This window comes from Streptomyces sp. Je 1-369, from assembly GCF_026810505.1.
Lineage (GTDB): Bacteria > Actinomycetota > Actinomycetes > Streptomycetales > Streptomycetaceae > Streptomyces.
In genome coordinates this window covers 7,101,000-7,125,097 of the sequence record NZ_CP101750.1, presented here as the reverse complement: position 1 = coordinate 7,125,097, position 24,098 = coordinate 7,101,000, and the positions used below count along the sequence as shown (strand labels likewise).

The following is a 24,098-nucleotide window of genomic DNA, read 5'->3' as shown; positions in this document are numbered from 1 at the left end:
TCGGCACCTCGCGATCGTCCATCAGCACCGCACAGCGGCCCGTCGCCGCCACCCAACCGTTCATCGGCACCGCTGCACCGTCCGTCGGCACCGCTCAACTCGCCGTTGACCCGCCCGTCGACGAGGAAGACGACGCGGTCCGCGTGGGCCGCGGCGACGGGGTCGTGCGTGACCATGACGACCGTCTGGCCGTCCCGGTCGACCATGCCCCGGAGCAGGGCCAGCACCTCGCGGCCGGTCCGCGAGTCGAGCGCGCCGGTCGGCTCGTCGCCGAACAGCACGTCGGGGCGGGTGATCAGCGCGCGGGCGAGGGCGACCCGCTGCTGCTGGCCGCCGGACATCTCCGTCGGCCGGTGCCGCGCCCGGTCGCCGAGCCCGACCTGCGCGAGCGCCTCGCGCACCTGCGCCTTCTTCGGGCGGCGCCCGGCCAGCCGCAGGGGCAGTGCCACGTTCTGCTCGGCGGTCAGCGAGGGCAGCAGGTTGAACGCCTGGAAGACGAAGCCGATGCGTCGGCGCCGCAGCAGGGTCAACCCGGTCTCGCTCAGCCCGGTCAGCTCCGTGCCGCCCACGGTGACCGAGCCGGACGTGGGCCGGTCCAGGCCCGCGGCGCACTGCAGCAGGGTCGACTTGCCGGACCCGGACGGCCCCATGACGGCGGTGAACGTCCCCTTGGGGAACGCGAGCGACACGTCGTCGAGGGCGGTGACGGACGTACCGCCCGACCCGAACCGCCGCGACACGCCCCGCAGTTGAATCGCGTCGACGTCAACCATGGTTCTCTCCACCAGCATTCGCTCCTCGTCATCTGGGCCCGTCGGCTCATCGACTCATCGGCCGGTCGCCCGGTCGGCCCATCGGCGGGTCGACCCATCGGCGGGTCGGCACGTCAACTCTTGATGCCTCAACGAAACCGTGGGAGCCCCTCTTGGCGCAGTACGGCGGGACCGAGACCTGGGGTAGGGCCAGGCATACCCCGGATACGGACTCCGCCCCGATGGCACAGGCCCACCGACGCCGCTTACGGTCATGCGCATGCATCCTCGGAACGTGTGGCAGGCCATGTCCCGGCCCGGCTTCCTCCTGTCGGCCTGGCCCTGGCGCTCCGCCGCGTATCTGCTCACCGGCGCGGTGAGCGGCGCCGCCACCCTGGTGGTGGTCGTGGTGGTGGCGGCGGTGTGCGGCGCGCTCACCCTCGTCCTGGTGGGACTGCCGCTGCTCGTCGTGGCCGCTCTCGGCGGGATTCCGGTGGCCGGGATGGAGCGGCGCAGGCTCCGCCTGATCGACCGCGCCCCCGCCCCCGGCCGCCACCAGGTGCCACCCGATCCGGGGCTCCGCCCCTGGCTGCTCACGCGGCTGCGCGAACCCATGACATGGCGGGAGCTCGGGTACGCCCTGCTGTTCGCAGGGCTCCTCTGGCCGGTCGACGCCGTGGCGATCATCGTCGCCCTGTTCCTGCCGCTGTCGGTGGTCGCCACGCCTCTGCTGATGGCCACGGTCGGCGACGGCGACGAGGCGAAGGTGCTCAAGCAGTGGACGGTCACCACGTGGCCGACCGCGTTCGGCGTCGCGGTCCTGGGCCTGCTCCTGCTGGCCCTCGGCGTGTACGTGCTCGGCACCACGGCGGGCGCCCGCGCCGGCCTGACCCGGCTCCTGATCTCCCCGCCGGAGGGGGAGCTCGGCGCCAAGGTCGTCGAACTGGCGCGCTCCCGCGCCCGGTTGGTGGATGCCTTCGAGTCCGAGCGGCGCCGTATCGAGCGCGATCTGCACGACGGAGCCCAACAGCGCCTCGTAGCCCTGTCGATGGCGCTGGGACTGGCCCGGCTCGACGCCCCGCCGGGCCCGCTCGCCGATCAGCTGACGAAGGCGCACGGGGAGGCGGGCGCGGCGCTGGCGGAGCTGCGCGAGCTCATCCACGGCATCTACCCGAAGGTCCTCACGGACTACGGCCTCGAGGAGGCGGTAGCCGATGCCGCCGACCGCAGCGCGATCCCCGTAGACGTAGAACTCCAACTGCCGGGCAGGGCACCGCAGGCAGTCGAATCAGCGGCGTACTTCGTGGTCTGTGAGGCGCTCGCCAACATCACGAAACACAGCGGGGCGCGGCGCGCGCGGATAACGAGCGGGCACCGCGGCGGACGCCTGTACCTGGAGCTGCGCGACGACGGCTGCGGCGGCGCGGATCCGGCGGCGGGGAGCGGCATCCTGGGGCTCGCGGACCGGGTGTCGGTGCTGGATGGCAGACTGGCTCTGACCAGTCCGCCGGGTGGGCCGACCCTGTTGCGTGTGGAGTTTCCTTGCGAGTTGACGAGGGCGGCAGACCGCTCCGCGTAGTACTGGCCGAGGACAGTGTGCTGTTGCGGGAGGGGCTCATCGGCCTGCTCGCCCGCTGCGGCCACGAGGTGGTGTCGGCCGTCGGGGACGCGCGGGCACTGGTCGCCGCGGTCGAGGAGCACGCCCCCGACATCGTGGTCACGGACGTACGCATGCCGCCCGACTTCCAGGACGAGGGCCTGCACGCGGCGGTACGGCTGCGCGAGAAGCGCCCCGCACTCCCGGTCCTGGTCCTCAGTCAGTACGTGCAGCGGTCGTACGCAGCCGAACTCCTGGACTCCGGCGACGGATCGGGCGTCGGCTACCTCCTCAAGGACCGGGTCGGACAGGTCGAGGAGTTCGTGGAGGCGCTGCGCAAGGTGGCGGACGGCGGGACGGTGGTCGACCCCGAGGTGGTACGCCAGCTGCTGCGCCGCCGCCGCGACCCCCTGGACCAGCTCACCCCGCGCGAACGCGAGGTGCTCGCACTGATCGCCGAGGGCAAGTCGAACGGGGCGATAGCCAGGGAGCTGGTGGTGTCCGACGCGGCGGTCGGCAAGCACATCGGCAACATCCTGACGAAGCTGGACCTGCCGCAGACGGACGAGACACACCGAAGAGTCCTGGCGGTGCTGACGTACTTGCGGACATGACGTACGCGCGCGGCCCAGCCGTACATGAGTGCCCCCGCCAGACATGATTACCCCCGCCGCACACGCGCGGCCCCGCCGCACACGCGCGCCCCTGACATTCACGCCAGCACGCAGCACACAGCGCTCACCACACAGCCCTACCACTGACCACCCGGTCAGCCGTCGACGACGCTCCCGAAACGAATGTCGTACGACGATGACGTCTCCGCGACACGCGTCAGCATCCACTCCGCCTCCCGCACCAACTCTTCCCGCTGCGCCCGGCCGGGCCGCCGCCCGAACGGCTCGATGGTGAGCACGGCGGCCCCGCTCTTCACGTCCTCCGCCAACCGCCACACTCCAGCGAGGAACCCGTCGAGCAGGAAGACGCAGTACGACACGTTCCCCTTCCACGTACGCCCCTTGTAGTCGGCGGGGACGACGCGGGTCCGGTCGGCGTGCGAGAGGAGGAGGTTGTCGTACTCGGGAAGGAAGCGGGGCGGGGCCGGGGTGTCGGGGTCGGGACGCGGCGCGTCGGGCAGGTCGAAGAGCTCGACACCGTTCTCGTCCCGGAACGTACGCAGCCGGGGCCGAAGCCGCTCGAACACCACGCGGAGCCGGGTGAGACGGGCCCAGGTCTGCATGTCCTTGACGGAGGCGGGACCGAAGGCGGCGAGGTAGCGCAGAACGGCATCGTCGAGGGAGCGAACACGGGACACCCCAGCGGAACCGTCGAGAGACGCGACACCGGAACCCCCACCGGAATCGTCGAGAGACGCGACACCGGAATCCCCACCGGAGTCACCACGGGACACAGCACCGGACGCCCCCACGGAACCGTCGTCGTCACCGACCCACTGCCCGACCGTGGTGAGCGCGACCTGACCGCTGCGCCGCCACAGCCCGCGCGGGGTGACCTGGACGAGCGGCAGCAGGCAGCGTGCGGCGACGGCGAGGGACTGCGGGTCGGCGTCGGGCCACCGCACGAGCAGCACCTCGCGCAGCTGCTTCATCGTGCGGGGTTCCGCCTCGACGGCCGCACGCGCGATGTCCGCGAGCTCGACCAGATCGACACCGACCAGCCCTTTCCCGAACCCCGCCAGCTCCCCGTCACGCGCACTCTGGACGAGCGGCCGCAGGCTGCGCGCGTCGGCGGCGGTATGCAGATGGATGGTGGAGCGCAGAGTCACGATACGCACGAGCTCGCGCGCGTCGAGGAGCGCGGACAGCTCGGCGGGATCGAAGTCCGCGAGGCGCGCGGCGAGAGCGTAGTAGGGCGGCTTGACGTTCTGCGCCTGGAGGCCGACGAGATGGGTCACGGCATCCTTGACCGACAGATCAGAGGACCGGCGCAGGAGGAGCTGCCGGTCGAGGGTGGCGCGATTGAGAGCACGGGCTCCCAGGACGGGGCTCGTCCGGCCCGAGGCCGACGTGTTCTTCATGAACGGAACGCTAGCGGGCCTTGCGGACACATACGGTCCTGAATTCCGCACCCACTGGGGCGCCGCCGCTCCCACTCCCCACCCCACCGGCCGCATATCCTGCCGGGGTCCGCGGAACGCGGGACCGCGCCGATCGAAGGTGGCCGCCCGCCATGCCGGAACGCCGAGCCCGCCCGGAGCCGACCGCGAACGGCAAGAAGCACACATGGCGCCGAGGAACGCGCCCCGCGGACCCCCCGCCCATCAAGACCACCTCGCGTCCCGTGGTGGACGCGCCCCCAACCGCAGCACACTCCCCCGCGGCCGGAATCGTCGAGGCGGCCCTGTACCGCGACGGGGTCCGCGTGGCGACGCCCACCTCCCTGGCGGACACGTTCCGCGAACTGCGAGAGCAGCCGGACGGCATGGCGTGGATCGGTCTCGCCCGCCCGACGGAGGCGGAGCTCCTCACCCTGGCCGCCGAGTTCGACCTCCACGAGCTGGCCCTGGAGGACGCGATGGAGGCCCACCAGCGCCCGAAGCTGGAGCGCTACGGCGACACGCTCTTCGTCGTCCTCCGCGCGGCCCGCTACCTCGACGCCCCCGAAGAGGTCGACTTCGGCGAACTGCACGTATTCGTGGGCCCAGACTTCGTCATCACGGTCCGCCACAGCGCAGCCCCCGACCTGTCCGGAGTCCGCCGCCGCATGGAGGAGAGCCCCGACCTCCTCAAGCTGGGCCCGGAGGCGGTGCTCTACGCGATCCTCGACGCGGTGGTGGACGGCTACGTCCCGGTCGTCGCGGGCGTCCAGAACGACATCGACGAGATCGAGACGGAGGTCTTCCGCGGCGAGCCGGAGGTCTCCCGCCGCATCTACGAACTCTCCCGCGAAATGGTCGAGTTCCAACGCGCGACACGCCCCCTGGTCGGCATGCTGCACTCCTTGATGGCAGGCTTCGCGAAGTACGGCACGGACGAGGAACTCCAGCGCTACCTACGGGACGTAGCCGACCACGTCACTCACACCAGCGAACGCGCCGACGGCTTCCGCCAGGCCCTGGCCGACATCCTCACGGTCAACGCGACGCTGGTGACCCAGCAGCAGAACGCAGAGATGCGAGCGCTGGCGGAGGCAGGCTTCGAACAGAATGAGGAGATCAAGAAGATCTCGTCGTGGGCGGCGATCCTGTTCGCGCCGACGCTGGTCGGCACGATCTACGGGATGAACTTCGAGACCATGCCGGAGCTGAAGTGGGCGGCGGGGTATCCGTTCGCGATTCTGCTGATGGCGGTGGTGTGCGTGAGTCTGTACTTCATTTTCAAGCGGCGGGATTGGCTCTAGGTCTGTCGACGGCACTCAAGCAGTGTCGGTCGTTTGCTCTTGCATCTCCCAACGAAAGGGGCCATGGCGAGCCATGGCCAGTCCGGGGGAGTCTTCACTCTCGCATCAATCACGGCCAGTGTCCGTGGTGACGCGCGGCCAGACAGCGCCGTAGCATCACAGAACCCGGACCTCAGAGGTCCGGGTTCCCGCCGGGGCAGCTTCACTCGGTGGTGCCCTGCGCCAGAGCGCGGGCTTTGCCCGCCCACTCCCCCATGCACGTGATGGCGGACGTCAACCGCTTCACCGCGGCAGAGATGTCCTTCACCGGATTGCGGAGGTACCGACTCACACGGACCATGCCGCTCGCGGACGTACCCAAGAAGGCGACCTGCGACAGCCCGGCTTGAGCGGACTCGTCCAAGGACATGAGTTGCTCCAGGAAATCCTCCGTTCCCTCGCCACGCTCGTCGGGCGGAGTTACCTCGATGAGACCGAGAGCGGCCCTCACCCCGCTGTCCAAGGTCGCCATCCGCTCTGAAAAGGCCGCAGTGACAGTGTTCAGCTCCCCAGCCGGCACACTGAGCGACTCCGCGTACCGGGTCACAGCCGCGAGCCGTGCGCTCGCGGGCGCCTTCGCCTGAGTGAGATCGAGCATCTCAATGTTGCTCTGTTCGGTCAGCGCTCCGATGGTCTCCATCGTCTTCGTGATCGCCGCCATGTCCGCGGTCATCTCGCCCAGCCCGTCTTCGATCGCGACGAAGTCATCGAGCAGCCCGGGCGCATTGTCGTCGTCCGCGTCCCCCTCGTTCGCGCTCTGCGCGGTGGACGAGGTTCCGTCGACGGTCTGGAGTCCACGCAGCACCCGCGCCGGGGTGAGGAGCTCGAAGCCGTCCTGGAGCCCGGCTTCCAGGGCGCATTCGATCTCCCTGCGCGCGCCGGCCAGGTGGCTGCGCGCGCGCTGATACCGGATCGTCCTAATCGAGGCGATGTCGAAGGGCAGCTGGCCGACCTCCCCGATATGGATCGTCGGCTTGCCCGTGATGTGGCGCAATCCCAGCTCATACATCACGTTGGAATTGCCGCCGCTGACGTCCGCGATGACCAGATCGGACTCGATGACATGCCGACAGATCTGCTCGTTGATATCACCGGCGTGCGCAATACCGTCCGCGCGCACAGCGGTGATCTCGTACTTCTCACAGGCAGGGGCGATCACCTGCTCGAAGATGCCGAGGTGGTGCTCGTACGCCTCACGCTCGGGGCTGCTGTGCGTAGCGTACGGATCGCCGATGGGACCGACGACGAAACACGTGCGGGGCCGGTCGGGGTCCTGCCGAAGAGTCTGTGACGCAATCATGCCGGGTGCTCCGTTTCACGAGGGTGGGTGTCGTCGAGCCGGGCGGCGTGTGTGGCCCCGGCTTCCAAGTCGAGGGCGTACAGCGGCTTCTCCTCAATACCGAGGGAGCGCAACAGGTGCGCGGTCGGGATGCGGTAGCGCCCGCCGATACGCAGCACAGGGCACGGGAAGGTGTCTAGGCGGACCAGTTTGTACGCCGTACCAGGACAGACTCCGAAAGCACGGGCAGCCGTGCGCAGGTCGACACTCAAAGGCAGGTCGAAGGCCTCCGCGAAGCCCAGGGGCGGCCCGGAACGCGCGCTCACCGCCGGGGTCCCGTAGGGCGCAGAACCAGGGTGCCGATGAGCTCGGCCTCCTCGTGACGGCGGGCTCGGAACACCAGATCAGGTAAGCCCGCGCACTGCGCGAGTGCTCCGATCCGTTCCCCTTCTTGCTGGGTCCGCGAGTCGGCGAAGCGCAGCGTCGCGGCCAGCCCGTCGCGGCCAGGCGGGGGCGTGAGGTGCACCTCCCACCCGTCGGTCGGTCGCGATCGTTCTTCCAGCGTATCCGTGGCGTTGCGTGCATCGGCGAAGGCAGCGATGTCCACTACGGGAACCTCTCGTGTGACGCGGTTCGCGTAGGCCCACATCCGGTTCACCGCCTCCTTGATCATGCGGCCCCCCGTCTCCGGGCCGTCCGGATCCGCCGCGTCAAGGGCGGCGAGTACTGCGAGGACGGCTTCCGACTCAAGGTCGGACCGCTCAACCCTCAACTGGCGCAGGATCCGGTGCAGATTCCGGTACGCGCCGGGAATCGCCAGCCAGACGGCGGTCATCCGTCCCTTACCGTCGCCACCTCGAGGCTCCCGCTGTGCCTCCGTGACCGCCTGCCGCCAGATCGCAGTCCGCAGCGCCTCGTCACGTAGTGGCCCGTAGAGGGCGTTCCTGCACTCCTCCAGGGAAAGCCGTACCGGGTGGTGGTCCACAGTCACCGTGAGGGACCGCTGTACACCGCCGGGCACCGCACGAAGGCGATTGCCGATCAGGGCGAACGCGCCCGCGGGGTCAGTCCACGTCATTGCTTCTCCTTTCCGGTCATGTCCGGCCGACTGACGACGGCGAGCGCCTCAGCAGTTCGCTCGCAGGCACGCACCAGGGCGATCAGCCCCGATCGCGCGGCCGCGTGGCGCGTCGCCGAGATCGCGCTCGCCACCTGGGGTCGGAACCGGGACGGCCCGTCCGCAGGAAGAGCGGGTGGGTGGATGTGAATATCGCCGTACATGGCGTGACCGACGTTCACCCCGTAGTCCGCCCACTGGGCGTTGTCCCCTTCGAGGCGCGTCTCGACCTTGTGCGGGGCTGTCACCAGGCACACCCGGGACCGGCCGCCGGAGGGACCACGGGCAGGCCGACGTTGAGGCCACCGCCGACGTCCCGGCCGACAGCGACGCCCTGGCGGACGTGCTGAAACAGCGTTGTCTGGCCCGCACCGGGCGCGTCCGGCGACGGCTGCGGTTCATGTGCGTCCTCCACCGACGGCCGCACGTCGTCGGGCCCGTGCCCCGGCACGCGGATCCAGCCGTAACCAACAAACTCCTTCACCCGCACGTGGGCCCGGACGTATTGCGCCGGGTCGAGGCCGGGGTGCCCGGACCGCACAACGTCCTGGTACAACCGGTCTGACACGATGACGGCGAGGTCCGCCGAAGTAAGTGCAGCCAGCACACCCTTCAGCTGGGGCGCGTTCACATAGCGGGCCACAGCGACCGGCGCAGGTCCGGCGTGACCGAGAGCGGCGTTCGCAGCGACACCGGTGTCGACGGCCAGCCGTAGCCTGACACGCGGGGCGGCCGGACGGGCATTGAGGGCGCCGAGGCAAGTCGCCAAGTGACGCACGAACGGCCCCAGCACGGCGGCTTCCGGTGTGGTCTCGGGGAGAACGGCGAACTCCTGGTCGCCCTGCGGCTGACGAGCCCAGGCGGTTCGGTCCAGTCCGATGTGCGTCGCCGCCTCATCCAATAGCCGGACCAGGTTGGCCTGGGCAGCCGACTGGGTCTGGGTATCGAGGCGGCTGTACTGGTCCATATCCGCCGCCAGACACAGCCGACGGTCCGGGATGGCGTTCGGAGACCGAGGAGAGAAGGGTTCTGTCACGACAACTCGCCACCTTCCAGGTGTAGTTGGGTGCGCTGAACGCCAACTCTGCAGGGAAGGACGCAAGGCGTCGAACTATCCGCATTAATGCGGCTCTCTTGACAGCCGCGACCCTAGACGCTCGGCGCGCTCAGCTGGGCTACCTCCCGCAGACGATCCAAGTCCCTCACATAGGTGTACTTTTCACCGGTTCTGACAAGTCCTCCCCTTCCCAGTTGGGCGAGCATCTTTTGCACGGTGTTCCTTTTGGACCCGGTGAGCGCGGCCAACTCGGACTGGGACAGGCTCACGTTGATGCGCACCCCACCCCATTCCGGCCGCCCGTACGACACCGCAAGTTCGACCAACACGCGAGCCAGCCGGACCAGAACCGGGTAGCCGCGGAACTCCAGACGCCAGCGCACAGCTCTGCGCAACCGACCGCAGAGCACGGTGTCGAGGGCTGACCACACCTCGGGATTGCCGATGAGGAAGGGCTTGAGTTCACGCTCCGGAATGACGGTGGCGATGACTTCACCGCAGGCGACCACCGTGGCCGATCTCGATCCACGACTCATCGCCGCCATCTCGCCCACGACATCCCCGGCTATTCCAATGTCCACCAGTGATTCGTTGCCGCCGTCCAGGCGGGCGATGACCTTGACGAGCCCTTCGTGAAGCAACACCAGGTCATGTACACAGTCACCCTCACTGATCAATATGTCCCCTACGGCATAGCTACGCCGATAGCCGAGCAGTTCGAGGTCTGCGCGCACCCCCTCGGGCAGGGTGTCGAGAAACGGCACGCGATCGTTTACGTTCGAGCCGTGCATCATGTGCACAGCAGAGCACTTCACCCACGCGACGGTGCGCGATTCCGCTCGGCCTCTTGGTGCGCCGAACGCACTCCAGGGCGCACAGCGGCGCACAGCTGGAGCACCCCGCCGTTCTCCAGGCTGAGGAACTCAGCTCCGGTCGACACCTCTGATCGCCTCGGCCACGCCATAAGCTCCCAGAAGCAACAGTTGGTCCAATAGGTCGAGGCTCTCGGACCGGCATTCCGCCGAAGCGGCCTGGGCATTGGCACGGACCAGCAGCTCACCGATGTGGTGGGCGTCAGCCGCAGCGCCGGTCGCCAAGTCGGCCGAGGCTGCGCCGAACACCGTGAGGAATCGCCGCACACACGTCAGTACCAGCTCGTCGATACGGTCAGGGGCGTGCTCAAGAGTGATCAGCAATTGGGGCAGGGCGGGCTCGAAGGCGCGAGATTCCATCAGCGCGATCACAGTCCGGCGGACGGGCCCCAGGCGCTGGCCCCTCAACGAGACGGCGACAGCGGCGGCGGCCTTCCGCACGTCCTCCGCCGGGTCGTGTAAGAACCGGACCAGTGCGTGATGGGCCAGGGCCGCGTCCCCGGTGTTCACGAGGCGCTGGGCACACACGTGTGCGGCGCCCTGCCGCTGTGCTCCGTCGTCCCCGGCGAGCACCTGCGCCAGCAGATCCGTCATCTCCCACTCCATCGCCGCCAACGCGGCGACCTGCCCACCGACTCGACGGAGCTCTGCCACCGAGGAGCGCAGCATCCGTTCCATCATCGGTCTGCCCGCACCCGGGTCCCCGTGACACAGCGCCACAAACAGACGGGCCACATGCCGTGAGGCCAGGATTTGGTCGGGGGCCTCGGTGAGCACCGTGAAGGCACTGACCACCGCAGGGCGGTCGTGACGCATGGCGGCATGCAGCAAGTGCGCCACACACGCCCGGACCGGCAAGGAAGGAGCGGCGGCCAGTCGGCACAGGTGAGGTACGACCAGAGCGGCCCGGGAGCCGTCCGCGTCGTGGGTGAGCAGGTCACCCAGGCTTTCGGCCGCGCTGCCGCGCACAGTGTTGATTCCGGCGGCGAACAGGCTGCGGTCTGCTTCTCCTATGTCCTCAACGAGGCCGTCACCATCGACGTCGGAGGCGAGAGCGTGGTTCAAGAGCGTCCCCACCAGGTCGAGAGGCACATGGCTGAGGTACTTCCGCAGCGACCATCCGAGCCAGCGATCGTGCTCCGACCTGCCTTGGCTCGCGAAATGGCGAACCGCCGCGAAAACGGTTTCCGGTTCGGTGTACGGCTCCGCTTCACCAAGACCCTGGAGCAGCAAGGCTCCGTAGGCGGCATGCATGCTTGCTTCCATCCGCAAGGCGAGCCGCGCGAACCGGCCAGGGTCCGCCGCAGTCATGCCCTTCAGCACCTGGGACAATTCCCGGGCTCCGCCTGTGAAGGTCTCCCAGTCGGTGCGGTCCTGGCAGTGCCTCCTCATGGCGCCCAGCCACTGGTCGTCACTCATGTGCTGGGCCGATTCCGATGAGATCGGCGACCCGATGAACCCAGCCGTCATCCCTTGCGGCTCATCCGGCTCCCGCATGTCGCCGTGACGCCTGCGCAGTTCACCGAGTCGACGCGTTGCCCGCGTGGAAAGACGGCCCTCGGGGAACGCCGTCAGAAGCGTGAACTCGTGCCAGGGTGAGAGCCCTTCGTCCGGGGGAAGCCGCAAATAAAGGAGCACGTCCTCCAGTCGCACAAGAGTGTCATCGGGGAGAGCGTCACCGACAGCGCAGATCACCTGGCGGGCACCCCACACGACATTGGCCCCGTAGCCGGACAAGAGACGGTGTCTGCCCTCCAGCAGGATTTCGGCAGACCAAGGAGCCAGGTCGGGGCCCGCCCCGGCGAGTGCCTGGTAGAGGAGCCACTGTGCGGCCTCATACGGAACGTTTGCGAACCCTTCCACAAGCTCTCGCACGCGAGCGGCGTCCCTGCCCGCCACGATCTGCAGGGCCTTTTCCGCGCCCTGGAACAAGGCGCTGCCCAGATCACTGGGGTCGTCGTCAGGGTAGCGAAACGCAAAGTGCTTGTCGTAAGTCGGGCCGCCCGATCGTGGTGGATAGGACGTCGCCGTCATGACGTCCAGAAGCACGGGCAGAAGCCGGACGCAGAACTCCTCGGGAGCGCCCAGCGCGGCGGCCGCCACCACACGGAGTGCCCAGTGGTCCCTGGTCAGCAGGACGGCGACCCTGCCGTCATCGTCCAGTCGGAGGGAATCGGGACGACCTGCCACCAGCGCGCCGATCAACTCAACTGCCCAGGCGGGCTGTTCGTTGGCCAGGTCACCCGCCGCGGCCCAGAGGGCATGCTCATGGCCGGAGGAGATGCCTGCTCGTACGCCGTCAAGCAGGAGGTCGAAGAGCTTCCGGCTGCCCGCGAGGCGAGCGAAGCGAACGATCCAGGTCCACCACGAACCGTATCTAGGATCCGAGGTGTGCGGTTCCAGGAGGCGAGCCACCCGGTCGGGGAAGGTGCCCGCGGCTGCGGCCATCATCCGCACCGCCCAGTCGCGCTCCCTTTCATCAGCGCTGGTCAGCCAGTCATCGAGCAGTGCTTCGTCATCCGCGCGACAGAACCATGACTCATTGCAGACCGCGTTAACGAGCTGGGCGTGGAACGGAGGGCGGGTGCGCAACACGCGCGCCACAACGCCCCACTCACCGGTGGTTGGGGCTTCCAGGCCGCGCAACACGGCCAGAGTGACGTCTTTGAGGTGGTAACGAATCTCCGGACTGGTCAGCAGCGCCTCAACCTCTTCGACGAACCGCTCCGGGTCCTGATCGCGTAGGTGATCGAGGACCTGCCGCACCTGTCCCCGGCGGAAGAGTTCCTGCTCCCCACCTGTGAGGAACGTGACCAGGCTCTCGTCACGCCGGAGCCATTCGCGTGCGAAGGCGTAGTCGAAGAAGCTTTCGTGGAAGAAAGCCAGTTGCCTACCGTCGCGCACACAGACGTGCTCCGACACCAGCACATCCCTGCTCACGGAGAGATGGTCCGTATCGAGCACGCTCAGGGGCACGGACAGCCGTTGCCGCGCGCTCATGGCTGTCACGACTGCCGATACCGCCTCGTGGAAGCGAACGGAGGGCCGGCCACGCATGCACTCCTTCCGCTTGGTTTCCCAAAAGGCGTCGAAAAGCTGCCTGTTGGTATGGAAGGAGAGCGCATCCTCCTGCTCAGCAACCTCGGCGAGAAGGACGAGATGCACCGGTGACGTCAGCAGCGCACGCTGCTGCGAGGCCAGGCGGGAGGGGTCCAGGTCCATGTGGGTGACTGCGGCATCGATCTGGGCGTCGGACAGTGGCCCGACCGTGACGCGTGCGCAGTGGTCCGATGCGGTGAGGTGGCGGATGCGAGGGTCGACCTGGGCGTCGAAAGCTCGGCACACGAGGACGACGCGCATGGCCGGGTGCGCCACCGCCTCGCCTATCAAGTCGGCCACCGCGTCGAAGGTGTCCGGAATGCGTCCCGATGCCAGGCTGACCGCATCGAGCTGGTCCACGAGTAGTACACAGGGACGCCCATCCGCTACGGCTCCGAGGGCGCTCACCGGCGACATGGTCAGGTCGATACGCCGGCCCAGCTCATGGGTCGAGGTGAAGGGATCCAGCCGGTCGAGACGGAATGCGAGCACCGGAGTGGCACGCTCCTTGAGGACGGTGAAGGCCTGGTGCAGCACCGCGCTCTTGCCGCCGCCCGCGGCACCGGTCAGGAGGGTGAGCTGTCGGGCCCCTCCCATGACCTGCTCCACCAGTTGGTCGGCCTCTTCTCGGGGAATCATCGGCCGGAGCAACGCACGTCGGATGCTCGCCTCCCACCGACGCGTCGCCTGACTCACCGCGCCGGTCACCTCCACGCCGTCCACTCGGCTGACCTGCCGCAGGCCGTACTGTCCCAGCCGGGCCACGATGGCAGGGGCGTCGAGCGTGGTTCCCAGACTGTTCAGCAGGAGGTCACCGAGCCCGAGAGCCGCAAGGCGGCCTGGGGCCCCGGCAAGGACCTGCTCGGCCAGGACCGCGTTGGTGTTCACGATGTCACGCTCGTTGTGCCACTCCACCCACAGCCCTCTCAGCATGCGCCAGGCCGTCGCGGCTGAGCCGTAGACGTCAGCCGCGGCGAGAGCGTCGAAGGGGCCTTGGAGTTCGTCCGTCAGCCACTCGGTTTCGAAGGTGGCGACGTCGTCGGAACGGCGGGCACGGTCGGCGAGCTCGTCGAGCGCGCGGGCGGGGATCAGGGAGACGAAGTGGAACGCGCGGCCCGCGTCGACGTGGGAACGCAGGTTCCTCCAGATGTCCTTGTCACCAAGGGAGGCTACGTTCCAACTGTTCGCGTTCCGGTTCTGCCGCTTGACCTGGTGCACCTGCGTCCCACCGTCATGGCGGTAGACGAACTCGACGCCGTCACCCAAGGCGGCACCCGGCTCCAAGGCGATCGACGTCCCCATGCCCAGCAGCACGTACAGCGCATGTCTGATCGTCCAGGCCCCCTCGTAGCGGTTGCCGAACTTGTCCGTCTCGCCTCCCGGTCGCGGTGCCACAGATCCCCCTAGCGTCGGTCAGACGGACTCGTCAGCCGCCCAGGTGCGCGGACGCTACCGCACAGGCCAGGCGTACTCTCGCGCAATCCCGCTTTGACGCCTCGAAAGCGGTCCAGACAGGGCGGATCCTGAGTGGTGCCCCCGAGGAGGACCGGACCTAATCTCGTAGGTACGGATGGTCTCGTTCCCCAAATTCAGCCTGATCCATGGACACTCAAAGCGAATTGCGCGACCGAGGTGGGGCACATGAGTGGCTCAGACCGCAGCAACAAGTACGCGAAACCGTGCGCCCGATGTGGCGAAACCGTGGCCGCCGAGACCGGTGTACTGCTCCAGAGCCGATCGAGGAACTGGGTGGTCTACCACCCAGACCACGAACCACCTTCTGCACCCGGCGGAATCACCTCTGACATCTCCGCGTTACTACCGAACCGACAGGATGGCCAGTGCGTCACCTGTGGCTTGCTGGTCCCGGCTGGGCTCGGGTCCCTACTCTTCCCCGAGTATGGAGGCTGGGAGGTATGCCACCCAGAACACGTCCCGGCCCTCACCCCACCGTCCCGTGGCGGTCACCCAGGCTGGCACCGTAAGCCCCTCATGGCCGTGGACATCGCAACCACAGGCAACCGGTACACCATCGACCGAATCCTGGGCGCCGCCGTGCACACCAACGCCGGAACGAGCCAGGACTGGCTGATTGCCCCTGGACCCGCGCCACTGTCCGTGGCCCCGAACAAGCACCACGGCATCACGTTGAAACGGGCTCGAGCCGACGGAACGGATGCAGCACGGGCCCTGGACGAACTGGCAACCATCCTCGCCTCCCATATGGCCACTCCGGCCCCGCTTGTTGCATGGCACGCCCCCTACGTGCTGACAACCTTGGAGACAGAACTACTGCGGCACGAGCTCAGGCCCCTCTCTGATCGGGTACCCAACGGCTTGAAGCCGATCTGCGACCCTCTCGTCCTTGACCGGCAAGCCGCCCCCTTCCGCTTCGGCCGACGTTCGCTAGAAGCCGTTGCCAAGTGGTACGGCGTGACGCACGATTGCCCCGGTCATCCGAGCCACGACGCCAAAGCCTCGCTCATCGTGGCGTACATCATCGGGGCTTGTTACGCGTCTATCGGACGACTCTCCTCGTTTTCCCTGCACCAAAAGCAAGTTCATTGGCACGAGGAGCAGATGCAGGAAGCCAAGATTCGCTATCCGAGTGGGGACTGGAACCACCAGTGGCCGACCACGGCCGTCCAGGTGCAGTCATGGCAGGGCCACCTGGCCGAGTGACGTGCACTCGACCTTGATTAGCACCGATGATGTGCGGCCCAGGAGCAGCAATCACCCGCCTCATGTACGGCAGCTGCGGGGAATGGAGTCGCCTGGATCGCCGTCCCCGGCTAGGAGAAGCTGTACCGAGTCGGATGGCACCGGGAAAACGTCACCCGATACCAGGTCCCACAAAGTCACCTCGCCGTCGACGACTCCGAACCTGCCATACGCCTGCTGAACTGTCACCGGAGACAGCCCAAGGGAAGCAACCGCGCTCTCAGCGGTTTTGGTCACGGCCAGGAGCTTCGCCGCGTGCTCATCGCGCGGCTCGCCCCCGGCACGTAGCTTGCCACCTAGAGCCTCTGCAGCAGACGCCCAGTTCTTGGCGTCGACGACAAAGACCCGCCGGGCCCACCAGCAGCATGTCCACATTGGCGGAACGCGATCCCGGCCACCGACGTTCCACGAGCAGTTGCCAGCCACGTTCAGTGAGCACCAACAGCTGGGCAGCAAAACGGTGTTCGCTCTCAGTCGCGGCTTCCCACTGACGCGCCTGTCGGCGGGCAGCCTGCCACTGTCACGCAGCTGCCGTTCCTGCCGTCATGCCTCCTGCGCCCGTCGCGACGCCGACCCGCCTGCGGCCATGCCCAGCCCCCTCATACGCGGAGTAGCGATCTAAGGACGGTCCGCGACTTGAGCGGCAGGGCACGCAATCGCCAAGCCGGAGTTCGCCGTCCCTCAACGACACGTAGGCAACTGTTCAGGGTGTGACACCGCGACAAACCAGGACCACTGGACACCACCCTCTTCTACTGCACGGGCCCCCAATGCTGGGGAGTTCCCGGGGAGAACGGAGCACCGTTGGGGAGGCCGTCACCACAGGTCAAAGCAGATCACCCATAACTTCCGCAGGTCAGCACCATGTGGAGAACAACTCCAAGAAGATCTCCTCATCGGCAGCCATACTGTTGCGCCCACGGTGGTGGGAACGATCTGCGGCATGAACTTCGAACCACATGCCGGAGCTGGGTGCCGGTTTCGGGTGTTCCCAATTGCGGTCGGCTTGATGGGGGTTGTCTGCGTCGGCTTGTGCGTGATTCTTATGCGGCGTGACTGGCTTCAAGGGCGCCGGTGGCCGCCTTCAGGGGCACTCGCCCTAGCGGGCGCACCCACCGCGTTCCGGCGTCGTCAGGCCGGAGGTTGCGTGTGGGGGTGGGCGGGTAGCGTCCTCGTGTGCCGGTTCGGTGCAGATGTCCGCCGATCGCGAGGGGGTGCGCCCCGTGTCCGACGGTGTCCCCGGTGTGCCGGTCACCCGTGAGGAAGCGACCAGAACCGCCTGGCAGGTGCACTGCGTGCTGGCCGAGTGGACCCGGACCGTGGACGGCAAGGCTTCCTTCGCGTTGGCGATGGAGTCCGCGGCTCTCGCGGGCGCGGCCGCTCTGTCCGGCTCCGGGCACCGGCTCGGCAGCGTCTCGGGGGTGCCGATGAGGACGGTCCTGTGGACGGGGCTGGCCCTGCTCGCTCTCTCCGCCGTGCTCGCGATACTCGCCGTTCTGCCTCGCCACAACCGTGCGGGCCGCGTACGCTCGGAGCACGCCGACGACTTCATCTTCTACGGCCACCTGCGGCACTGGAGCCCGGACGAACTCGCCGACCGCCTCGGTCGGCACGCCCCGCTGCCCGCGCTGACCCGGCAGTTGGTCGAGATGAGCCGCATCGTGTGGATCAAGCAACGGCTCGTACGGCAGTCGCTGCTCACCGCGGTGGGCGGCTGCGCGCTGATAACGGTCGCGGGGCTGTTCGGCTGAGGGGAGGGAGGCGGGAAGGGTGGGGATGACCACGGACTTCCGGGAGAGCGGTTCGCTCGGACACCGGCCCGGACGCACTCCGTTCTGGAACCAGCTGGACGCCATGGCCCGGCGGACACTCCGCGAGGCGGGCCGGGTGGCCGAGTTCACGCCCCGCGAACACCTGCTGCGGCAGGACGAGTTGAGCGACCATCTCCTCGTCCTGGGCCGCGGCTGCGTCAAGGTCACCACCATTGCCGCCGCCGGCTATCAGGCGGTCCTGGCCCTGCGCGGCCCCGGCGACCTCCTCGGCGAGCAGGCCTGGCTGGACGGAGGACCGCGATCGGCCACGCTCACCGCTCTCATAGCGGTCCAGGCCCTGGTCGTACCCGGCGAGGCGTTCCGGGCGGCGGCCCTCGACCATCCCGCCATCACCGGCGCCGTCCATCAGGTGCTCTCCGCGCGGTTGCGGGACGCCGACCGGCAGCGCACCTCCGTCGGCGCCGATCCCCTCGCCACGCGTCTGGCCGCCCTGCTGCTCGACCTCGCCGCGGGCCACGGCCGCCGCAACGCCTCCGGAGCCGTGGACATCGGTCTGCCGCTGTCCCAGGACGACTTCGCCGGCCTGGTGCTCGGCTCCCGCAGAACCGTCAGCCGCGTGCTGGAGCAATGGCGGGCAGAGGGATGGGTGACAACCGGGCGCACCCATGTGACCGTCCACAACGCGGACGCGTTGAAACGGGTGCGGGAGGGCGTCCACTGAGGGGCCGGGTGGGTTGGCGGTTCACAGGCCGAGCAGCGGTTCACGGGTCGGGCGGTTGTTCGCAGGTCCGGCCGTGGTTCACGGGTCGGGCGGCTGCTCGTAAGTCCGGCGGTGGTTCACGGGGCGGGCGGCTGTTCGCAGGTCCGGCGGTGGTTCATGGGTCGGACCAGGTGTGGTCACAGGTCGGACCAGGCGAACGTGTCCAGACCGTACTCCCGCGCGACCGGGTTCCACGCGGCGACGACGTCCTTCTTCGCCGCCGTCGCGTCGTTGTTCGCCGATGCCGCGTCCCGCCAGGCACGCGATCCGGTCACGGCGGGGGTCGAGCAGTTGCCCGACACCGTGTCGACCACCCGGACGTAGGCCCGGTCGGCGTCCTCCGAGCTCTGCCAGGCCTTCCGCAGGTCCGACGCCAGGCCGTCGGCGAGTCGGCCGAGGGAGAGGGCATCCACTTTGCCCACCAGGTCGGCCCGTGCGTCGGCCGCTCTCTCGAAGACTCGCCGGTTCTCCTGGAGGCCCCGGCAGTTCATCGTCGACTGCACGGCGTCGGCGACCCCGCTGCGGCGTCCGGCGTTCTGCGCCAGGACCGTGTGCAGCGCTGTCGCCTGCTCCTCGCGCGTGTCCATGGCCTCGCTTCCGCCGCTCCCGAGGTCCATGCGCGTCGCCACCTGCCAGACGGCCAGCACGATGATGCCGATCATGACGGCCCAGCCCATCACGGATCCCGTCCCGCCCGACGAGGATGAGCCTCCGGGAGAGGTGTAGGGCGCGGCGGGGGGCTGGGGCGCCGTGCCGCCGACCGTGGTCCTTCGTGCACCGGCGGGAGCGCTGGGCTGTCGTGGAGCGGTGGTGGGACGTGCGGTTGTGGGGCGTGCGGCTGCGGGGCGTGTGCTGCCGGTGGCCGTACCGGCGGGGGCCGGGCCCGCTGTCGGCGCGCCCGGCGTCGGCATGGTCACCGTCGGCATCGTCGCCGTCCGCGGACCTGCCTGCGCGGCGGTCGGCCAGGTCAGGGGGGCGCTGTCGAAGGCGCGGCGCAGAGGGTCGAGCCAGGCGGCGAGGGCGGGCCGGTCGGTGGGCCGTCGGCTCAGGCCGCGCTCGGCCAGGTCGGCCACGGCGCCGTCCATCCGGCGCAGCGCGGCGGAGTCCTTCCCGTGCTGCTCGTGCAGGAAGAGCCGCACCGCGAGCAGCGCGAACTTGTAGCGGTCGCCCTCCGGTGTCTCCGGGGCCTCGCCGTCGGGCAGCTGCCAGCCGGGCGTCTGTACGGGCTTGAGCACCCAGTCGCCGCTCAGCCCCATGGCGTCGCAGTCGATGAGGAAGCAGTCGGGCCGCGGGCCGGAGAGCGAGAACAGCAGGTTCTTCGGGGAGAGGTCGCCGGCCACGACGCCGAGGCGGTGCAGCCGTTCCAGGGTGTCGGCGAAGGAGAGCAGCAGACCGAAGACCTGGCGGGGCGTCACGTGGCCCACCATTCTGTTGACGTAGGTCAGCGAGTTGAGCAGGAACTCGAAACCCGCCGTCTTCCTGCCGCCCGTCGGCATGGTGAGGAAGAACTCGTCCGGGATCTGTCGCATCAGGAAGCCGCTGACCTGTGGCCCGTCGGACACCAGAACGGCGGGCCAGGCCGTGTGCCCGGCCAGCCACTGCCCGACGGCGGGCGGCTGGCCGGGCAGGAAGGCGACCATCCGCTCCAGCGCGTCGACCCGCAACTGCCCCTGGACATCCGGCTTGTACTCCTTGTAGACCACCGGCCAGCTCTTGTTGACCATCCGCTTCTCGACGGCGCGGACCTTGCCCTGTCCGCCGCCGCCCAGCTCCGCGCCGAGCACCAGGTCCGAAAGGGCGATCCGCGCCGCCCCGGCCCCGGTCACGTGACACCGCCGGGGAGCTGGTGCCGGGGCCAGACGGCGAGCAGCGTGCGGTCGTCGTCGAAGGTCTCCCGGGAGAAGTCCAGCAGATGGGCCAGGCCGCGCGGCTCGGGCGGGCGCACCGCCAGCTCCGCGAACAGTTCGCCGACCAGGCCGGAGCCGTCGCCGAGCGGATCGCCGAAACCGTCGGTGCCGACCAGCAGGACGCTGTCCGCGGGCAGGACGTACGACAGCGCGTGGGCGCGGCTCGACAGACGCGGCAGCGCGGCCACCGCGTTGCTGGTGATGTCACCGGGCCCGCTGTTCTTGTCACTCAGCAGCGGGGCGAACGCTCCCTCGTGCAGACACCATGCCGAGGAGTCCCCGGCGTGCACCAGCGTGACGTGCATGCCGCCGTTCTCGGCCAGTGCGACCGTGCCCACCACCAGGGTCGTCGCCAGGGTGCGGATGGCCTCCGCCAGGTCTTCGTCGTCCGGTTCGCGGCCGCGGCCGCGGGCCACCCGCATGAGCAGCTGGTACCGGGCCGCTTGCAGCACCCGGGTCCAGTCGGGGTCCGTCCTTTCCTCGCCCAGCTGCACCAGCAGGTCGTTGACCGCCGTACGACAGACCAGCGCGGCGCCCACGTGCGACTGCTCGGCCGCGGAGACACCGTCGGCCACGGCGAAGACGATCGTGGCCGACCCTTCGTGCCAGGCGACGACGACGTCGTCCTGCCGTGGCCGCCCGTCGAAACGGTGCTGGTCCCCTCGTACGGATGCCAGCCGTACGGTCAGTTCCGGGCTCGACCACCCGTCGGCGAGGGTGTCGGGACGGTAGGGATCGCCGGGCGGCGGCTTGGGCTCCACGTGCGCGGCGGGCGTCCCCAGCACGACCCGCTCCGTCGCCGTGGGGGACGAAGGCGCCGCGTGCCGCGGTGCTGAGCCGTGCCGCGGCGCCGACGGGTGCCGGGACGGCGGCTGGGCGTGACGGGGTGGCGGGGCGTGCTGGAGTGGCGGGGCGTGTTGGGGCGGTGGGGCATGCCTCGGGGGCGGGGCCGATGGCTGTGCGGGGTCCAGGGACGGTCCGGGGTCGCGTGACGGTCCCGAGTCGAGTGACGGTCCCGAGTCGAGGGGCCTCGGGGGGTCCATGGGCGGGACTTCGTAGTCGGGTACGTCGTAGCCCTCGACCGGGTAGTCGGGCACCACGTACGCGTCGACGTGACCGGCGGGCGGTGACGTACTGTCGTCCTCACGCGGCGCGGGCGTGTCCGGGTCCCCGGCCCGGCGCGGGTCGGGGGGCGGCCGGTCGGTGGCGCCCGCCGTGTCGGCGTCCGGGGCTTCGGGCTCGGCCCGTCGCTCGTCTTCCCGGCTCTTGTTCCGCCGGCGGGGCATCCACCTGTCCACCATCAGACCTCGTCGATCGCGAGCCGGAAGCCTTCGGGTTTCTCCACCGCGAGTTCGGCCTGCTGGCCGGCGGCAAGGGCGTTGGCCGACTCGACCACGCTCCTGGTGAGCGCGGTGAAGAACTTGGCGATCGCGTCGCCGAGTTGGGCACCGGGGATCGAGATGAACGCGAACTTCGGCTCGGTCGCCACGGCCAGGATCGTCTCGGCCTGGGCCCCGCCGATCCCGAAGGCGATGACGTTGGGCGCCGCTCCGGTCACCGCGCGGTCGACGAGCCGGCCGTGCGTCCGGCGCCACTCCTCTCCGCAGTTCGGCTGGCCGTCGCTGAGGAAGAAGACCGCGGGGCGCAGCACCTTGTACCCCTGCGACTTGAGCGTCTGCACGTCCTGCGGGATGCGCTGCTGCAGTGCCGCGAACGCCGCGTCGTAGTTCGTGCCGCCGCCCGCCGACAGCCGGGGCAGTTCGTTCTCGCTTCTCAGGTCGGCGAGCACCAGGTGTTCCACGACGCCGCTCGCGAAGCCGAGGACGGTGAAGCGTACTTTCGCGGCGGCCATCGGCTCCCCCAGGAGCGCGACGTGCAGCGACTTCATTCCTTCGTTGAGGTCACCGACGTAGCTCGCCATGGAGCCCGATTCGTCGGCGAGGACGTACACCGGCAGCAAATGTCCGAGCGTCTCAGCCATCCCAGTTCTCCCCTCTTACTGTGCAACCGCACTACTGCTCCCGCGTGACGGGCCGGAGGCCCTGCGGGCAGTCGAGCCTCAACTCCATGCCGCCCGCGATCGCGCTCCGGCCGAGGTGCAGCAGCGTCTGTTGCAGCAGGACGGAGAACTGCACCGCCGACTGCGCGAGAGCCGCGCCCTCGACGGCAACGACACCCAGCTCGGGCCGGGAGGCGAGGCGTCGTACGACCCGGTCCCTGTCGGCTCCGATGCCGCATGCCACGATGTGCGGGAAGTACTTGTGCGCCATCAACTCGTCGTGTGCCGCGGGCCATTCCTGGTCGTCCTCGGGCTGGCCCACGGTCAGGAAGAAGACGACCGGGCGCAGCACCCTGGGCACCTGTTCCTTCAGCCGTTCCGTCTCCAGCGGCACCAGGTCGAGCAGCCGCCGCAGCACCGGCCGGTACCGGCAGCCCGGTGCCGTGTTCAGTCCCGGGACGCCGGTGCGCCAGGAGACCTCGGTGAGCGGCAGGACCACGTCGGCGCCGTCGGCGTAGGTGATCACCGAGAGCCGGACGGCGGCGGCCACGTCGGGGCTGTTGGCCAGCAACGACTGGACGGAGCGCAGCGCGTTGCCCAGGTCGGCGACGCAGCCCGCCGCGGCCTGCGAGGTGTCCAGGACGACGTACACGGGGACGAGACCGCTCGGCGGCGCCGCGGCGGGCGTCGGAGTGCTGCCGCCCCACTGCACCGAGCCGCCCTGCACCGAGCCGCCCTGCACCGGCCCGCCCTGTACCGCGGCCGGAGCGGACGCCGAGTAGTCCGGGCTGCCCGGGGTCGCACCGGAGGTGAAGGAGGCGGGGCGCCCGGCGTCGGGCCGCTCGAGCACGCCCGCGACTCCGGTGCCCGACGTACTCGAACCGAGCACTCCCTGACGCAGGCCGGGCAGGTCGACCTCGCGTACGACGCCCTGGTCGATGAGGTACTTGACCATCTCGGCATGCCGCTGATCGCGTATCTCGTGCTGGGTGGCCTCGGCCTCCCGGACCCGCGCCAGCAGTTCGAGGGCGTGCGTGGTCTCCTCGGGGTGGCGGACCAGGTGCTCGCGGATCAGGTTGTCGAAGTCGAGTCGTGTGCTCGCCAGCACGGCCCGCTCCTCCGCCTGCCTGCGCCTGCGGCCGGCCGCCCTGATGTCCTCGATGTCCTCGTCGGAGTAGGCCTCCGAGCGCCGGGCCTCGTGAACGTGCGCGCCGAGTTTCGCCCGGCGCCGCGACTCCTCCAGCTCCTGGACGTACCGGGCCGCGGCCTCGTCGGGCTCCATCTGGACCTTGCAGTGGTAGATGGTGATGCCCTCGGGCAGCGGGATCTCCCGGTCCAGCTCCTGGTTGACGGCCAGCTGCGCGGCCCTGGCCTGGGTGATCTCGAACTGCGCGACCTGCAGCAGGATGCGGTGGGTGAGGTATCCGTAGACCACCGGCAGCGCGTCCCGTACGTTTCTGCGCACCACTGACGCCGGGTCGTGCACCCGGAAGCCGATGTCGATCGTGGCCCTGAAGCGATGTCCGCCGTCCTTGCAGGTCAGCGGGGTTTTGGTGATGGCCGCCTGGCGTCGGTGGTCACTGAGGTCGACGACGTAGCAGGACCGGTTCTTGCCGAACCAGCGCTGCCCGAAGGTGCGGACGGTCTCGACCTCGAAGGGGCCGCCCTCCACCGGGTAGACGATCGCCACCGCGGGCGGCAGGTCGGGCAGCTCGCCCACCCGGTTGCGGGAGATCATCTGTTCGTTGAGAAGCAGGGAGACGGTCATCG

The 24,098-nt window shown here is 69.2% G+C and carries 18 protein-coding genes and 2 pseudogenes; 7 read left to right on the top strand and 13 right to left on the bottom strand.

Features of this window, described 5'->3' with window-relative positions; all coding sequences use genetic code 11:
* Window positions 1–86: 86 nt before the first annotated feature.
* Window positions 87–773: pseudogene (locus NOO62_RS31865) on the bottom strand (ABC transporter ATP-binding protein); the annotation flags it as partial.
* A 259-nt stretch (window positions 774–1,032) separates the two neighbouring features.
* On the opposite strand from NOO62_RS31865, the gene NOO62_RS31860 reads away from it, so the two are divergent.
* Together NOO62_RS31860 and NOO62_RS31855 are read left to right on the top strand one after the other, a co-directional pair.
* A complete protein-coding gene (locus NOO62_RS31860; protein ID WP_268774249.1) occupies window positions 1,033–2,331 on the top strand; it encodes a sensor histidine kinase in 1,299 nt (432 codons plus the stop codon).
* Window positions 2,295–2,963: a response regulator gene (locus tag NOO62_RS31855; RefSeq protein WP_268774248.1), complete on the top strand. Its 669-nt coding sequence runs from the start codon at window positions 2,295–2,297 to the stop codon at window positions 2,961–2,963. The genes NOO62_RS31860 and NOO62_RS31855 overlap by 37 nt, the downstream gene beginning before the upstream one ends.
* Window positions 2,964–3,118: 155 nt before the next feature.
* Here the strand turns inward: NOO62_RS31855 and NOO62_RS31850 are convergent, their stop codons facing one another.
* On the bottom strand, window positions 3,119–4,384 hold the full coding sequence (locus NOO62_RS31850; RefSeq protein ID WP_268774247.1) for a winged helix DNA-binding domain-containing protein: 1,266 nt from the start codon (window positions 4,382–4,384) through the stop codon (window positions 3,119–3,121).
* Window positions 4,385–4,536: 152 nt separating this feature from the next.
* On the opposite strand from NOO62_RS31850, the gene NOO62_RS31845 reads away from it, so the two are divergent.
* Window positions 4,537–5,706, top strand: a complete 1,170-nt coding sequence (locus NOO62_RS31845) for a magnesium and cobalt transport protein CorA (protein ID WP_268774246.1) — start codon at window positions 4,537–4,539, stop codon at window positions 5,704–5,706.
* Between the two features lie 202 nt (window positions 5,707–5,908).
* Here NOO62_RS31845 and NOO62_RS31840 read toward each other — a convergent pair whose 3' ends face one another.
* From NOO62_RS31840 to NOO62_RS31810, 7 genes are all read right to left on the bottom strand, one after another.
* Window positions 5,909–7,045: a hypothetical protein gene (locus NOO62_RS31840; RefSeq protein WP_268774245.1), complete on the bottom strand. Its 1,137-nt coding sequence runs from the start codon at window positions 7,043–7,045 to the stop codon at window positions 5,909–5,911.
* Complete coding sequence (locus NOO62_RS31835; protein WP_268774244.1) at window positions 7,042–7,350, bottom strand: helix-turn-helix domain-containing protein; 309 nt, start codon at window positions 7,348–7,350, stop codon at window positions 7,042–7,044. The genes NOO62_RS31840 and NOO62_RS31835 overlap by 4 nt, the downstream gene beginning before the upstream one ends.
* Window positions 7,347–7,859 carry a hypothetical protein gene (locus tag NOO62_RS31830; RefSeq protein WP_268774242.1) on the bottom strand — a complete coding sequence of 171 codons (513 nt, stop codon included), beginning with the start codon at window positions 7,857–7,859 and terminating at the stop codon, window positions 7,347–7,349. The genes NOO62_RS31835 and NOO62_RS31830 overlap by 4 nt, the downstream gene beginning before the upstream one ends.
* Before the next feature lie 239 nt (window positions 7,860–8,098).
* On the bottom strand, window positions 8,099–8,389 hold the full coding sequence (locus tag NOO62_RS31825; protein ID WP_268774241.1) for a hypothetical protein: 291 nt from the start codon (window positions 8,387–8,389) through the stop codon (window positions 8,099–8,101).
* Window positions 8,386–9,108, bottom strand: a complete 723-nt coding sequence (locus tag NOO62_RS31820; RefSeq protein WP_268774240.1) for a hypothetical protein — start codon at window positions 9,106–9,108, stop codon at window positions 8,386–8,388. Before NOO62_RS31820 ends, NOO62_RS31825 begins: the two co-directional genes overlap by 4 nt.
* Before the next feature lie 182 nt (window positions 9,109–9,290).
* The gene (locus tag NOO62_RS31815) at window positions 9,291–9,992 is read right to left on the bottom strand and encodes a Crp/Fnr family transcriptional regulator (protein WP_268774239.1); all 702 of its coding nucleotides are present in this window, start codon (window positions 9,990–9,992) and stop codon (window positions 9,291–9,293) included.
* A gap of 129 nt (window positions 9,993–10,121) precedes the next feature.
* Complete coding sequence (locus tag NOO62_RS31810; RefSeq protein ID WP_268774238.1) at window positions 10,122–14,564, bottom strand: hypothetical protein; 4,443 nt, start codon at window positions 14,562–14,564, stop codon at window positions 10,122–10,124.
* A 597-nt stretch (window positions 14,565–15,161) separates the two neighbouring features.
* Between NOO62_RS31810 and NOO62_RS31805 the strand changes: the two genes are divergently transcribed.
* The 4 genes and pseudogenes from NOO62_RS31805 (at window position 15,162) to NOO62_RS31790 (ending at window position 18,383) form a co-directional block, all read left to right on the top strand.
* Entirely contained in the window at window positions 15,162–15,851 is a 690-nt protein-coding gene (locus NOO62_RS31805; RefSeq protein ID WP_268774237.1) for a hypothetical protein, read from the top strand.
* A gap of 914 nt (window positions 15,852–16,765) precedes the next feature.
* Window positions 16,766–16,953, top strand: a pseudogene (locus NOO62_RS31800) (CorA family divalent cation transporter); the annotation flags it as partial.
* 160 nt (window positions 16,954–17,113) lie between these two features.
* Complete coding sequence (locus tag NOO62_RS31795) at window positions 17,114–17,641, top strand: Pycsar system effector family protein (RefSeq protein ID WP_268774236.1); 528 nt, start codon at window positions 17,114–17,116, stop codon at window positions 17,639–17,641.
* Window positions 17,642–17,666: 25 nt separating this feature from the next.
* The gene (locus NOO62_RS31790; protein ID WP_268774235.1) at window positions 17,667–18,383 is read left to right on the top strand and encodes a Crp/Fnr family transcriptional regulator; all 717 of its coding nucleotides are present in this window, start codon (window positions 17,667–17,669) and stop codon (window positions 18,381–18,383) included.
* Between the two features lie 176 nt (window positions 18,384–18,559).
* On the opposite strand, the gene NOO62_RS31785 is transcribed toward NOO62_RS31790, so the two are convergent.
* Genes NOO62_RS31785 through NOO62_RS31770 form a run of 4 tightly spaced genes read right to left on the bottom strand, consistent with a single transcriptional unit; the run spans window position 18,560 to window position 24,096 of the window.
* Window positions 18,560–20,248, bottom strand: a complete 1,689-nt coding sequence (locus NOO62_RS31785; protein ID WP_268774234.1) for a hypothetical protein — start codon at window positions 20,246–20,248, stop codon at window positions 18,560–18,562.
* Window positions 20,245–21,615, bottom strand: coding sequence for a protein phosphatase 2C domain-containing protein (locus tag NOO62_RS31780; protein ID WP_268774233.1), 1,371 nt, complete (start codon window positions 21,613–21,615; stop codon window positions 20,245–20,247). Before NOO62_RS31780 ends, NOO62_RS31785 begins: the two co-directional genes overlap by 4 nt.
* A 14-nt stretch (window positions 21,616–21,629) precedes the next feature.
* On the bottom strand, window positions 21,630–22,310 hold the full coding sequence (locus NOO62_RS31775) for a vWA domain-containing protein (protein WP_268774232.1): 681 nt from the start codon (window positions 22,308–22,310) through the stop codon (window positions 21,630–21,632).
* Between the two features lie 31 nt (window positions 22,311–22,341).
* Entirely contained in the window at window positions 22,342–24,096 is a 1,755-nt protein-coding gene (locus NOO62_RS31770) for a hypothetical protein (RefSeq protein ID WP_268774231.1), read from the bottom strand.
* Window positions 24,097–24,098: the final 2 nt, after the last annotated feature.

Bases quoted from the DNA above. Each gene is read 5' to 3' on its own strand.
- NOO62_RS31860 (WP_268774249.1), top strand. From the start codon at position 1,033: ATGCATCCTCGGAACGTGTGGCAGGCCATGTCCCGGCCCGGCTTCCTC.
- NOO62_RS31850 (WP_268774247.1), bottom strand. From the start codon at position 4,384: ATGAAGAACACGTCGGCCTCGGGCCGGACGAGCCCCGTCCTGGGAGCC.
- NOO62_RS31845 (WP_268774246.1), top strand. From the start codon at position 4,537: ATGCCGGAACGCCGAGCCCGCCCGGAGCCGACCGCGAACGGCAAGAAG.
- NOO62_RS31840 (WP_268774245.1), bottom strand. From the start codon at position 7,045: ATGATTGCGTCACAGACTCTTCGGCAGGACCCCGACCGGCCCCGCACG.
- NOO62_RS31830 (WP_268774242.1), bottom strand. From the start codon at position 7,859: ATGACCGCCGTCTGGCTGGCGATTCCCGGCGCGTACCGGAATCTGCAC.
- NOO62_RS31820 (WP_268774240.1), bottom strand. From the start codon at position 9,108: ATGGACCAGTACAGCCGCCTCGATACCCAGACCCAGTCGGCTGCCCAG.
- NOO62_RS31815 (WP_268774239.1), bottom strand. From the start codon at position 9,992: ATGATGCACGGCTCGAACGTAAACGATCGCGTGCCGTTTCTCGACACC.
- NOO62_RS31805 (WP_268774237.1), top strand. From the start codon at position 15,162: ATGGCCGTGGACATCGCAACCACAGGCAACCGGTACACCATCGACCGA.
- NOO62_RS31790 (WP_268774235.1), top strand. From the start codon at position 17,667: ATGACCACGGACTTCCGGGAGAGCGGTTCGCTCGGACACCGGCCCGGA.
- NOO62_RS31780 (WP_268774233.1), bottom strand. From the start codon at position 21,615: ATGCCCCGCCGGCGGAACAAGAGCCGGGAAGACGAGCGACGGGCCGAG.
- NOO62_RS31775 (WP_268774232.1), bottom strand. From the start codon at position 22,310: ATGGCTGAGACGCTCGGACATTTGCTGCCGGTGTACGTCCTCGCCGAC.
- NOO62_RS31770 (WP_268774231.1), bottom strand. From the start codon at position 24,096: ATGACCGTCTCCCTGCTTCTCAACGAACAGATGATCTCCCGCAACCGG.